The organism is Clostridium sp. C2-6-12, from assembly GCF_009928485.1.
GTDB lineage: Bacteria > Bacillota > Clostridia > Clostridiales > Clostridiaceae > Clostridium.
Map to the genome: position 1 here is coordinate 47,886 of NZ_JAABNP010000014.1, position 13,612 is coordinate 61,497.

12 protein-coding genes are annotated in these 13,612 nt (G+C 28.6%); 7 read left to right on the forward strand and 5 right to left on the reverse strand.

The genetic code is table 11. The features are described from left to right. Positions 1-58 precede the first annotated feature (58 nt). The 7 genes from GXK56_RS13190 (at position 59) to pulA (ending at position 10,366) form a co-directional block, all read left to right on the forward strand. Positions 59-892, forward strand: coding sequence for a methyl-accepting chemotaxis protein (locus tag GXK56_RS13190; RefSeq protein ID WP_160688070.1), 834 nt, complete (start codon positions 59-61; stop codon positions 890-892). A 289-nt stretch (positions 893-1,181) separates the two neighbouring features. Continuing rightward, complete coding sequence (locus GXK56_RS13195) at positions 1,182-3,014, forward strand: helix-hairpin-helix domain-containing protein (protein ID WP_160688072.1); 1,833 nt, start codon at positions 1,182-1,184, stop codon at positions 3,012-3,014. A 13-nt stretch (positions 3,015-3,027) separates the two neighbouring features. Next, positions 3,028-3,717, forward strand: a complete 690-nt coding sequence (locus GXK56_RS13200) for a response regulator transcription factor (RefSeq protein WP_160688074.1) — start codon at positions 3,028-3,030, stop codon at positions 3,715-3,717. Next, complete coding sequence (locus GXK56_RS13205) at positions 3,707-5,050, forward strand: HAMP domain-containing sensor histidine kinase (protein ID WP_160688076.1); 1,344 nt, start codon at positions 3,707-3,709, stop codon at positions 5,048-5,050. Before GXK56_RS13200 ends, GXK56_RS13205 begins: the two co-directional genes overlap by 11 nt. Before the next feature lie 53 nt (positions 5,051-5,103). Then, positions 5,104-6,063 (forward strand): Gfo/Idh/MocA family oxidoreductase, encoded by a 960-nt coding sequence (locus GXK56_RS13210; protein ID WP_160688078.1) that lies wholly within the window; start codon positions 5,104-5,106, stop codon positions 6,061-6,063. A 196-nt stretch (positions 6,064-6,259) separates the two neighbouring features. Beyond that, positions 6,260-7,054 (forward strand): YdcF family protein, encoded by a 795-nt coding sequence (locus GXK56_RS13215; protein WP_160688080.1) that lies wholly within the window; start codon positions 6,260-6,262, stop codon positions 7,052-7,054. A 312-nt stretch (positions 7,055-7,366) separates the two neighbouring features. Beyond that, a complete protein-coding gene (gene pulA / locus GXK56_RS13220; RefSeq protein WP_243156115.1) occupies positions 7,367-10,366 on the forward strand; it encodes a type I pullulanase in 3,000 nt (999 codons plus the stop codon). 103 nt (positions 10,367-10,469) lie between these two features. On the opposite strand, the gene GXK56_RS13225 is transcribed toward pulA, so the two are convergent. From GXK56_RS13225 to GXK56_RS13245, 5 genes are all read right to left on the reverse strand, one after another. Beyond that, entirely contained in the window at positions 10,470-10,703 is a 234-nt protein-coding gene (locus GXK56_RS13225) for a hypothetical protein (RefSeq protein WP_160688082.1), read from the reverse strand. Between the two features lie 135 nt (positions 10,704-10,838). Beyond that, positions 10,839-11,582 (reverse strand): LytTR family DNA-binding domain-containing protein, encoded by a 744-nt coding sequence (locus GXK56_RS13230; protein ID WP_160688084.1) that lies wholly within the window; start codon positions 11,580-11,582, stop codon positions 10,839-10,841. A 17-nt stretch (positions 11,583-11,599) separates the two neighbouring features. Next, positions 11,600-11,998: a hypothetical protein gene (locus GXK56_RS13235; RefSeq protein WP_160688087.1), complete on the reverse strand. Its 399-nt coding sequence runs from the start codon at positions 11,996-11,998 to the stop codon at positions 11,600-11,602. Positions 11,999-12,070: 72 nt separating this feature from the next. Then, positions 12,071-13,066 (reverse strand): flotillin-like protein FloA, encoded by a 996-nt coding sequence (gene floA, locus GXK56_RS13240; RefSeq protein ID WP_160688089.1) that lies wholly within the window; start codon positions 13,064-13,066, stop codon positions 12,071-12,073. 26 nt (positions 13,067-13,092) lie between these two features. Next, a complete protein-coding gene (locus tag GXK56_RS13245; RefSeq protein ID WP_160688110.1) occupies positions 13,093-13,584 on the reverse strand; it encodes an NfeD family protein in 492 nt (163 codons plus the stop codon). Positions 13,585-13,612 lie beyond the last annotated feature (28 nt).

Below are 13,612 nucleotides of genomic sequence, written 5' to 3' on the forward strand. Positions count from 1 at the left end.
GACAATAAACAGCATAATATTTACTAATTAAATTTAAAATGCTATGGAGGGAAACGGAATGGAAAAAGTTTTAGAATCTATGATTGATGTTGCACCAGTAATAAGGAGAATGTTTGATGAAAAATCATCAATTATAATTTGTGATAAAGAGGGATGTATTTTTAGTTCAGATGGTAAAGAATGCAAAGCTGTAATGGAAAAAGGACAAAAGTTTGAAAAAGACATACTTGAAAAGAGTGGAATCGGAGAAGTTGTGTTTAGAAATAAGAAAACTTTAAACTCTTTATTTAAAAAAGAGATTCATGGTTTTGATGCAAAATCCATAGCTATTCCTATTATGAATGAAAAAAATGATGTTGTTGGTTGTATAGGTATTAGCACTAACGCAGAAGAATACGTAAAAGTCCTATCATCTAGTGAAGAGTTAAATAGTTCACTTAAAGAAACAAATTCAACAGTTTCAGAAATTGCTAGTAGTGCTGTTAAGTTATCTGAAAAATTAAATTATATGGTTGATAATACAAAAGTTACAGAAAAGTTAATAAATGAAAGTAGTCAAGCTGTAACTTTAATTGAAAGTATTGCTAAGCAATCAAATCTTCTTGGATTAAATGCTGCAATTGAATCTTCAAGGGCTGGTGAGTACGGAAAGGGCTTCTCTGTAGTTGCTGGTGAAATGAGAAAATTAGCTTTAGATAGTGGTGAATCTTCTAAGAAAATTTCAGCTGCACTTGCTGATATGAGTAATAGTATGAAGCAAATAATAGATACAATAAATGAATTGGGAGAAATATCTACTACACAGGCTGCTTCATTAGAAGAAGTATCAGCTACTATTGAACATATTTCTTCAAATTCAGAAGTATTGTTTAATCATATAAATAATAACTAAATTACTTGCCATTTACAAGGATTAATAAATAGATAAAATTTTAATAGAATTTAGAGCATCATTAATAATTATGATTATTTATGATGCTCTTTTTTTGATTAGGTCAACAATAAATGTGAAATATTTTTAACTTCTAATACGAATTTATTCCTAAGATTACATTCTTCAGAAATTCTTCAGATTTACTCCAAATTTTCATTAGAAATGTATTTTAACATTTAAGTAATACAACTTAAATGAATAAATAGATTTTAAGTTATAGACTTAATAAGATTTTAAGGAGAAAATTATGAAGAAATATATTTTGGTTATGTTTTGCATTATGTGTATAATGCAGCTTGGAATTATTAAAAAAGTATCAGCAGAGGAAATTACAAAGGATGTACCTAAGATTGTACTTCTTAAAGGTACAGGGGAAACTAAGGATGGAAAGCCAGTTTATGAACCAATGGAGGAAAATAAGGATTTTATTGAAATTACACATAATTCGTTTATAAAAAAGTCTTTAGAACTTTATAGTGAAGCACAAAAATATTGTGATTTAGAAGATAAAAAATTGTATTTTGCTTTTAAAGAAAATTCGGGATGTTATGGTGATGTAGGCTTTTATCTAAAAAAAGATGGCCAGCTTTATGATAAGACCAAATCACCTTATATTGAACTTTCTACTTGGCAATTGAAAAATTTTGGAGCATTAGAATCCATAACTCAAATATTACCTCATGAGATGGGACATGTTATACAAAAAATCCTTACATCAAAGGATGAAGAAATAAAGCAAAAATCAGTAGATATGCATTATTCGAATATTATTACAGAATATAGCACTGCTTTTAGTGAAGGCTTTGGTGAACATTTTGAAGTGGTTTCTAGAATGTATGAAGAAAACTCTAGAATTAAAAATAGCATTTATAGAGATATTGACAGAACAATAAATTTCACAAAACCAATGATAAGTGGGGGGAATCGAGATTTTCTTTTTCATCTAAGATTAGATTATTATAGAGAATTTTCACCTTTTTGGCAGCAAAATTATGAAAATTTAAAAAGACATGAACTTGGCTTAAACGGAGATGGGAAGTATAAAAATTCTAGTTATGATTTCAGTGATACAGAAAAATCAATTTTGTATAGAAACATGGGCCTTTCACAAGATAAATCAAAAATTAAAAGCTTAGAACAAAGTTTATCTACAGAAATAGTAATTTCAAATTTTTTTGTTAATCTTATAACCACTGACACTGTGGAATTGGATAAAAGATATGATAAAGTATTTAATGTTTTTAGCAAATATTTAAATAAAAATGATAAACCTCAGCTAATGCAGTTTGTTAGTGGATATATTAAAGAATATCCAGAAGAAAGAGACAGGTTATTAGGTATATTCAAAGAGAGCACAGGCCATGAATTTACAGAGGAATGTGCACCAGAGATATGGTGTATTAGTAATAGTGAACACATTAATTATATTTTTGATCAATTTGGAGGTGTAAGATATCCTTTTTATATTTTTAATATAAACATTTGTGAAAAGGAAGATTTGGAAAGAATAAATGGCATCAGCAAAAGTGATGCAGAAGCAATAATTTTGTACAGAGATAAAGTTAAAGGCTTTAAGAGCAGTGAGGAATTATTAAATATAAATGGAATAAGCAGTAAAACTATGGAATTATTAACTAAGAGTACAAGCAAAGATGAGATTGAAAAAATAACTGGGAATATAGATCCAAGTAGTATTGAAAAAAGTTTTTCTAAAATATTTTTAACTAATATAATCCACTTAGGAACTAGATTTATAGTATGGTTTATAATTTTTTCTATTGTATATCATTTCATTTTTATTAAAAATTATGTTAAAGATAAAAAGAAAATTTTTAAGATTATAGTAAAAAATTTCTTCAAGTTATTATTTTACGTATTAGCAGGGTTTATTGCTACAGGAATTAGTAGTAAGATTATGGTGGGAGATAAAATTTTGGATCCAATAACCATATTTGTGATTTTTATTAGTATATGTGAGGCCATAACGCTTTTAACATTAAGAAAAGATAAGCTGAAAGTAAAAAGAAGTGTTGTATCAACCTTGATGATGCTAGCAATAATCATATATTCATTAATTTAAGGAGGACTATTAAATGATGCAACCAACTATATTAGTAGTTGATGATGAAAAAGAGATTAGAGAGCTTATAGAAATATATTTAAAAAATGAGGGATATAAAGTAATCCTAGCAGAGGAAGGGATAGAAGCTTTAGAAATGGCTCGAAAAGAGAACATACAGCTTATGATTCTAGATATTATGTTGCCCAATATAGATGGAATACAAATTTGTAAAAGAATAAGGGAAGAATTAGATGTTCCAATCATAATGCTGTCAGCTAAGAGAGAAGATAATGATAAGATTTTAGGCATTATGACAGGAGCAGATGATTATGTAACTAAACCCTTTAATCCTTTAGAGTTAGTAGTAAGAGTAAAGGCTCAGCTTAGAAGGTATCTTAACATGACAAAGAAGCCTCAAAATTATGAAATAATAATTGATAATTTAGTCATTAATTCAAAAACTCATGAAGTTTTAATTGGAGAAAAAGAAATAAAATTTACAAGTAAGGAATTTGAAATACTAAGATTACTTGCTGAAAATAGAAATATAGTTTTTAGTAGCAGAAAGATATATGAAAATGTATGGAAGGAAGAATTTTTTGAATCAGATTCCACAATTATGACTCATATAAAAAATATAAGAGAAAAGCTTGGAGATAACGTTAAAAATCCTAAATATATAAAAACTGTATGGGGAGTTGGATATAAAATTGAAGGGTAAAAGATTCGGGGGAATTAGAGTTGAGTTCCTTTTTGTATTTCTTATATCTGCAATTTTAAGTATAGTTTTTGCTCTTATAATAAATGATGTTTGGAGGAATAAACAAACGGATTATTCTCATCAAATAAGCAAATTTAATTCTGAATGTAATAGAATATATGCTGAGATAATAGAAAATTCAAATAATGAAGAAAAAATTAAAGAAATTGTAAATAGGGATACAAATTTAGATGAAGTGTTTATAGTTGATACAAAAGGAAATGTGATTATAAGTCATAATAATCGATTTGAGAAACAATTTGATATAAATAAAATTTTGGAGGAGCAAGGTAAGACTAATTTTAATAATACAAAAATCAAATATTATTACGTAAATGTTTTAGATAATAACAAATATGTTTTAATTACTCAGATTTTATACATGGGAGATAATTTTAATATTTTTCCTTTAGGAATAGTAATCTTTCTAATAATATTTTTTGTATTAACTTATGGAAGGGTGAAGTATATAAATTATCTTTCAAAAGGAGTAATTGAAATAGCTAAAGGAGATTTGAATTATAGGGTTCAAATTAAAGGCAGAGATGAATTATCGCTTCTTGGCAAAAATATAAATTATATGACGGAGGAATTAAAGCAGCTAAAAGAAAGAGAAAAGGAAGCCGAAAAAAATAAGGATAGGCTTATAGTAAGCGTATCTCATGATTTGAGAACACCTTTAACTTCTATTATTGGCTACATAAAATTAATTAAAGAAAATAGTAAATTAGACAATGACATAAAAAGATATATAGATATAATTGATAATAAAGCAGAGCGCTTAGAAAATCTAATAAATGATCTTTTTGAATATACAAAACTCAGAGCTTGTGATGTGAAAATTGAAAAGATTAATATATCCTTAAATGAGTTTATGAGACAAGTAGTAGAAGGAATGATGCCTATTTGTAACCAAAATAATTTAAATATTGTATTAGAAGCTCCAGAAAAAGAAGTTAAAGTAAATGTTGATCCAAATAAAATGTTGAGAGTTTTTGAAAATATTATTTCAAATGCTATAAAATATAGTAATAAAGATAGTACAATAAAAATAAACATTTCTAATAGTAAAGATGTCTTAATTACTATTGAAAATGAAGGAACGACCATAAAATATGAAGAGTTAAATAAAATTTTTGAAATGTTTTATAGAACTGATAAATCAAGAAATAATAAAACAGGAGGAGCAGGTATAGGACTTTCTATTGCAAAAAGTATAGTAGAACTTCATAAAGGGAAAATATGGGCAGATTGTCAGGGTAATAAAGTTTGTTTTTATGTGTTAATATTATAATGAAATCAAGTAAACAAAATAATATATTATATTTAAAGATGAGGAGAACAAAAATGAGAAAGATAAAATGGGGAATAATTGGACTTGGAAATATAGCAAACAAGTTTGCTCAAACTGTTAATGCTATGGAATCTGTGGAACTTAAAGCAGTTGCATCAAGGAATAAAGAAAAATCAGAAGCCTTTGGAAAGTTATATGGGGTTTCCGAGGATAAGTGTTATGGAAGTTATGAAGATTTAGTTAAAGATGAAAATATAGATGTTGTTTACATAGCAGTGCCTCATGTTTTTCATAAAGATATTTCTATTTTATGTTTAAAAAGTGGTAAAGGTGTATTATGTGAAAAGCCCGCTACAATAAATGGAAAAGAAATTAGAGAAATAATTGAGGTTGCTAAAGAAAACAAAATGTTTTTTATGGAGGCTATGAAAACACGTTTCTTACCAGTAAATCAAAAGGTTAAACAGATTATTAACCAAGGTGTATTAGGAGATATTCGCTTATTACAAGCTGATTTTGGATTTAGTTCAGTCTTTGATCCAAAAGATAGATTGTATAATAAAGAATTAGGCGGAGGAGCTCTATTGGATGTAGGAATTTACACTGTATCTTATAGTTCATTTATTTTTGGAAATTACCCTAAAAATATAAAAAGCAATCTTTATATAGGGAAATCTGGAATAGATGAATCTGTTTCAATAAACTTAGAATATGAAGAAGGAAAACAAGCTCAGTTGTATGCTGCAATAAATCTTGATACTGTAAGAGATGCTAATATCATTGGAACTAAAGGAAGAATTCGTGTACCTGTATTTTCAAATGCTGATACAGCTTATATTTTTATTGATGGTAAAGAAGAAAAGATAGAAATTCCTTTTGAGATAAATGGATTTGAGTATCAAATTAAGGAAGTTATTGAGTGTATAAATCAAGGAAAACTTGAAAGTGAAATTATGAGCTGGAAAGACTCCATAGAAATAATGGATATTATGGATAGTGTACAAAATAATTAACAATATGAATAGATAGACAAAATAGAGGATAGAACACAGCTTGACTGTAGCAGAAGTTCAAACAATTGCAAGAAAAAAGAGTGGAAGTGTATTCACAGCAGATAATGAGTAAAATAAATAACTAATATAAATTATTTCCAGGGATTGAGAAGAATTTATAATTAGTTCAATAAAATATTCAGGAGGATACAAAAGCATGGAAAATAATGAAATTAAGTATTTTATTAATAAAATTTCTAAATTTCTTGCAGCTAGGTGTATTCCTAAATTAAATTCATTTGATTTAGAAAAGGCATTTGGAATTAAGAAAGTAGATATATTAGTTTTATTAGGAAATTCAATTACTCATACTATTAAATGCGCTTCTTACGCATATGAAAATAATTTATGTGATAGAATCCTTATTAATGGAGGCATAGGACATTCTACGGAAATATTAAGACATCAAGTAAGAAAAGATGAACGTTATAATTATATTCAAGTAGATAATAGAGCAGAAGCAGATATATTTTTTGATATTATAACTAAGATTTATAAAGTTCCAGAAAATAAGATAATTGTAGAAAATCAATCTACTAATTGTGGAGACAATGCATTAAAAGCAGTTAAATTATTATCAGAATTACAAATTTCATATAATTCTCTTCTTTTAATTCAAGATCCTACAATGCAGTTAAGAACACATGCTTCATTTAAAAAGCATATTAAAAATGAGAAAGTAAAGATTATAAATTATGCTCCATTTATTCCAGAAGTTGATGACGATTTAAAATTAATAAATAGAGACGTGGAGGGCATATGGGAGGAAAAAAGATTTTTAGAGCTTATCATGGGAGAAATACCTAGGCTAAAAGATGATGTTAATGGCTATGGCCCTTGTGGTAAGAATTTCATTGCCCATGTTGAAGTGCCAAGTGAAATAGAGGAGTATTATAATCGGTTAAAGGTGTTAATAGTCGAATATGATTTATATGGAAGATGTGGACATTAGTAGTATTAATCAAAAGTAATAAGAAATATTGTATTATGAGAATATAAAGTTGAAACTTAATAATAAAAATTTATTATATATGTTGTAATTAAAAATTTACATGAAACAAGTATATATTAAGAAATTTTATTAAAGAATAGTATTACAACATATATACCCAGTTGAATTGATAATTTCATATTTTTATTTAGTATAAAAGTATAATAATATATTGCCATGTTTGTAAAAAAATATAAAAAAATCCATGGTGAGATACTTTTATAAAATAATAGGTTATAATTGTTATGAAAATGTTTAACTGGAGGGATTAGAGTGAAAAAATTAAAAAAGTATTCTGTATTAATGCTGATAATTACTTTTATAGTTACAATGATGCAAATGCCAGTTGTATTAGTAAAAGCAGCAGAAAAATCAGAGAAGGTCTATGTGAAAATGAGATATAATAGGCCAGATGGAAATTACGAAGGATGGAATATTTGGGCATGGGAAAAAGGAAAAGATGGTAAGCAAGTAGATTTTGTAGGTCAAGATCAGCAAGGAAAATTTGCTGTTGTTGAAACTACTAAAGAAGCCGGACAATTACTATTTATTGTTAGAAAAGGTGATTGGAAGGAAAAAGCAACAGGAGATGAGGCTGTAGATTTAAATAATGGAGATGTTGAAACTGTAATTACTCAAGGTAATGGAACAACAACACGTGAAGATAAATCTATAAATAGGTATTTTGGCACAGTTAAGTTAAATCTCCACTATTACAGGGCTGATGAAAATTATGATTCTTGGGATGTATGGTCTTGGATTAATAATGATGATTCAGCAGGATATGCATTTACTAAACAAGACGATTATGGAAAAATTGCAGAGATTAGTAAAACAAATGTAACAACTAAACAAGATATTTCATTTATAATCAGACAAGGTGGTAATGACTGGAAAGCAAAAGATGTGGATAAGGATAGAAGTGTTAATTTAGCATATGCAAATAATAATGGAGAAATTAATGCTTATATTCTTCAAGGAGATGAAAAAGTATATTATAGTGTAAATGAACCTATAAGAAAACCAGAAATAATTTCTTTAAAGATAGATTCTATTAATGAAATGAATTTTAAGTTAAATTCTAAACTTTCAGCAACTGAAGGAATTATTTTAAAAGAAAATGGAACTGTCATTAATAATGAATTATATTCTGTAAAAATTGGAGAAAGTTCATTAGACGGTACTATTAAATTTAACAAAGCAATTGATTTAGAGAAAAATTACACTTTAGAAATACCTAAATATAAGAGCAGGGATTCTAGTTTTGGAAAAGTATATAATACTAAAGAATTCAGTGACTTATATGGATATGAAGGACAACTTGGTGCTATATACAATGCTGATGAAACAGAATTTGCTTTATGGGCTCCAACAGCAGTTGCTGTGAAAGTTGCTTTCTATGGCAAGGATGGTAAAAAGATTGCTCCGCCAGAAAAGGTGATAGATATGGTTAAAGGTGAAAAAGGTGTTTGGAGACTTAAACAATCTGGAGATTTAAATGGAGTTTATTATAATTATTTTGTAACAGTAAATGGAAAGCAAAATGAAGTTACTGATCCTTATGCAAAAGCAGTTGGAGTTAATGGAAATATTGGAATGGTTATAAACTTAAATTCAACAAATCCAGCTGGATGGAGTGAGGATAAGAGGCCTAAACTTGAAAGTCCAACAGATGCTACAATATATGAAATGCATATTAGAGATTTTTCTATAGATGAAAATTCTGGTGTTAATTTGGAATACAAAGGTAAATATAAAGGTGTATGGCAAAATGGTACGACTATTCCAGGCACAGATATTAAAACAGGAGTAGCTCATTTAAAAGAACTTGGAATAAATACAGTACAATTAATGCCAAGCTTTGATCATAGATCCATAAATGAAACTAAGCTTGATACTCCACAATTTAACTGGGGATATGATCCTCAAAATTATAATGTACCTGAAGGATCTTATTCGTCTGATCCATATGATGCAAAAATAAGAATTAAAGAATTTAAAGAAATGATAAATGAACTTCATAAACAAGGAATAAAAGTTGTTATGGATGTTGTTTATAATCATACTGGGGCAACAAAAGATTCTTTATTTAATTTGGTAGTGCCAGATTATTATTATCGTCAAAATGAAGATGGTTCTTATTCTAATGGTTCAGGATGTGGAAATGAATTGGCTTCAGAGCGCTCAATGGTTAGAAAACTTATTGTTGAATCAGTTAAATATTGGGCTGAAGAATATCATGTTGATGGATTTAGGTTTGATTTAATGGCTAATCATGATATTGAAACAATGAAACAAATAAGATCTGAATTAGATAAAATTGATAATAAAATATTAATGTATGGTGAAGGCTGGGCTAGTGGCCAATGTGGCTTACCAAAGGAACAGCAATCATTAAAAGCAAATGATCCTAAATTTGGAGAAATGCAATTAGGCATGTTTAGTGATGATTTTAGAGATGGAATTAAAGGAAATGTATTTGATGGGCCATCAGCAGGATTTATAAATGGAGGAAATGGCTTTGAGGATTCTGTGAAATTTGGTATAGTTGCATCTACTAAGCACGACGGAATAGATTACAGTAAAGTTAATTATTCAAAAGAGCCTTGGGCAAATGAACCGTATCAAACAATAAATTATGCATCATGTCATGATAATTATACTTTATGGGACAAATTGCAAACGGTTGCGCAAAATAAATCTGACAATGAAAGAGAAGCTATGAATAAAGTTTCAGCAGCATTAATATTCACTTCCCAAGGAATTCCATTTATTCAGGCAGGGGAGGAATTTGCAAGAACAAAAGTCAATAGAGATGGAACTCTTAATGAAAATAGTTATAATGCACCAGATAGTGTCAATGAATTAAATTGGGAGAGAATAGAAGAGTATCGTGATTTAAATGATTACTATCAAGGATTAATTAAAATGAGAAGCGCTCATAAAGTATTCAGAATGAATACTACTAAGGATATTAAAGAAAATCTTAAATTCTTAGAAAATGGAAAAGATTTTAAAGGAGATAATGTTATTGCATATACATTGAATGGAAGTACTGTAAATGATGATTGGAATAAAGTTGCAGCTATATTCAATTCAAGTAATAAACAAGTTGAAGTAACCTTACCATCAGAAAAATGGACAGTAGTAGTAAATGGAGATAAAGCTGGAGTTGAAAAATTAGAAGATATTTGTGGCTCAAAAGTTATTGTTCCTGCAAATAGCTCTTATGTACTTGTAGATACAGAAAGTTATGAAAAGAGTAATAAATAAATTTGAGGCATAGGTTATAATAAATAGTTGTTGATTTAAAAGAGAAGCGAATTTGTAATATATAGTATAAAAGTTAGATTTGGAGTACCAAATCTAACTTTTATTAACGTTGAAAATCTTGAGCAAATTGTTTCATAATCGCCTGCACTTCTTCAACCTTTTCAGGTTTTAATAAAGCAAGCATTTTAGGTATAGTTTGAGCAATATCATCTTGTGTGAAATTACCTTCAGATAGTTTCTTAAAGTTATCTGCAAGCAATGCTTTTGCTTCATCAATTTTATCTTCTTTTATTCTTTCTAAAATAAAACTTAGAAATTTTTCTTGTCCTTGTTCCATTATTTAGCCTCCTTAGATTAAACTTATATAGTAAATATTATATCAAATTTTCATCATAAATATATTGTTTTGAATTCCTAAAAATTGATTATATATTTTTAGAAAAATAAAATATCAAGTGAAATATATTTTGGGTTATAAACTAAAAAGTCTTTTTATTTCTTCATATTTTTCATGAGTAAGCAAAGCATCTTTATCAGTATTTTTTAATTTCACCACATAAGTCCAGCGACCATATGGATATATTTTTGTGATTAAGGATAAATTTATAATATATGATTTATGACTCCTAAAAAATTGAGAAGGATCTAATTTTTCCTCTATATCAGATAGAGAAATAGAAGTGGTAAAATTGTCTGTTTTTGTGTAAATAACAGTAGAACTTTCTTCTCTTTGAATCAAAACAATTTCTTTAGTGTCAACAAAGCTTATGCCATCCTTATTTTTTATCATAAGCTTATCTAGTCCTTTTTCATGTTTGATTATTTTATCTATACCATCGCTATAACTAGGTTTATTTAGAGTTTTTATTCTATATAAAGTTTGCATTACTCTTTCAACCTTAAAGGGTTTTATTAAATAATCAAAAGCATATAATTGAAAGGCTTCTGACATATACTCTGAATGAGCTGTTGCAAAAATGATTATTGTTTTTGGGTCTATATCTGTTAATACCTTAGCACAATCTATTCCATTAGAACCAGGCATTTCTACATCAAAGAACACCACCTGAGGGCGATGTTCTTTAAATATGCCTATAGCTTCTTCACCATTGTCTGTATCTCCAACAACTTCAAAGCCGCCAGATTTCTCTAAGATTTTTTTGATTATGGTTCTCATTCCTTTTTCATCGTCAACTATAAGCACTTTTATATTCATAGTAAAGTCTCCTAAAATTAATATCTTCTTCTCTTTCTGGTTTTACTTTTTGGTTTGCCAACTATTTCTGAAAGGATAATAGCTTGCTGTAATCTTACAGAAGTAAGATCTTGAGTAATAGAATCTAACAAGCCTTGTTCGTTAGAAAAGGCTGTCTTAGTTTTATTGTAATAATCAGCATTTTCATAATTATTATTTTCATAAGTTGTATTATTGTTAGCAGAAGCACTTTGAGTAACTTGGTTATTGGCATTTACAGACTCAGCATAGATATTATTGCCTGTGGCATTATTTAAGCTGCTATTATTTGGGAAGCTGAAAAGCTGGCTTTTTTTTAGGCTATCTGCTATGAAGTTAGGATCATTTACAGCTTTTTCAATAGTTTTTAATATATTAAAAGCATCGTTAAATTTCATAATTATCCACTCCTTTCTTTAGGCATAAATGATAATGAAGGAATTTCCTTTAGAATCTAATTTCAAGGAGAATTATTTTTTGTTTTTATTTTCTTTATCAGAAGTAGTGGATTTTGGTTTGTTTCCTGCATTTGATATTGAACTTCTCATGCTTGTGTCTGCGATAACATTTTGCATATCATAGTAATCCATTATTCCAAGCTTACCTTCTCTAAGGGCATAAGCCATAGCTCTTGGTACTTCAGCTTCAGCTTCAACAACAGAAGCTCTCATTTCTTGCTCTTTAGCTACAGCCATAGCTCTTCTTTCTTCAGCTTTAGCTTGAGCAATATTTTTATCAGCTTCAGCTTGAAGTGTTTGAAGTTGAGCACCTATATTTCTTCCTACATCTACGTCAGCAATATCTATAGATAGAATTTCAAAGGCAGTACCTGCATCTAAACCTTTATTTAATACAGTTTTTGAAATAGCATCTGGATTTTCTAAAACTATTTTATGACTAGTAGAAGAACCAACTGTTGTAACTATACCTTCACCAACTCTGGCTAAAATAGTAGCTTCTCCAGCACCACCAACTAATCTTTCAAGATTTGCTCTAACTGTAACCCTAGCTTTTACTAAAAGTTCTATACCATCTTTAGCAACAGCTGAAACATTTGGAGTTTCAATTACTCTTGGGTTAACACTCATTTTAACAGCTTCTAAAACATCTCTTCCTGCCAGGTCTATAGCAGCAGCTTTTTCAAATTGTAAATCTATATCAGCTCTGTGAGCAGCAATTAATGCATTAACAACATTATCAACATTACCACCAGCTAAATAGTGAGCTTCTAATTGGTTAACAGTTAATCCCATACCAGCTTTTGTTGATTTGATAAGTGGAATTACTATTTTTGAAGGTACAACACGTCTAAGTCTCATACCAATTAAATTAAATATACTTACTTTAACATTAGCTGCTAAAGAGGATACCCATAATCCTATTGGTACAAACGTTAAAAATACGGCAATTAAAGATACAACTGCTATAACTATAATAATTTTAATCATAAATAAATCTGCATTCATTAATAATCTCTCCTTTAAATATTATTTTAAATCTTTTTTACTAATAATTTTACTCCGCTAACTTTGAAGATCTCTACTTCAGTTCCTTTAGGGATATATTCACCTTCTGATATTACATCAAATTTTACACCATCAATATCTACTGAACCAGATGGTCTTAAATCATTAAGGGCTACCCCTTTTTTCCCTAGTAAATAATCTAAATCTGATGAGCTGATATATCCATGTTCCTTTTTTTGTTCATCAGAAAGAATTAGTGGTTTGAAAAATTTTCCCTTTGTAAAGCATGTTAGAACTACTCCAAACATTGCTCCCAGTGCAGCAAGTATTGCTAAAGCCATAATCAGAGCCTGTGAAAAATTCTGTGCTGTGAGCAATACAGCTAATACTAAACATATAGCTCCAACTACTCCAGGAACACCAAAGCCTGGAATATGCATTTCTAATAATATTAACCCAAAGCCTATAATTAAAAGTAAAACTGTTACTAATGTTATATCTGGTAATAATACGCTCATGTTTTGCTCCTCCTTTCAATCTATATAA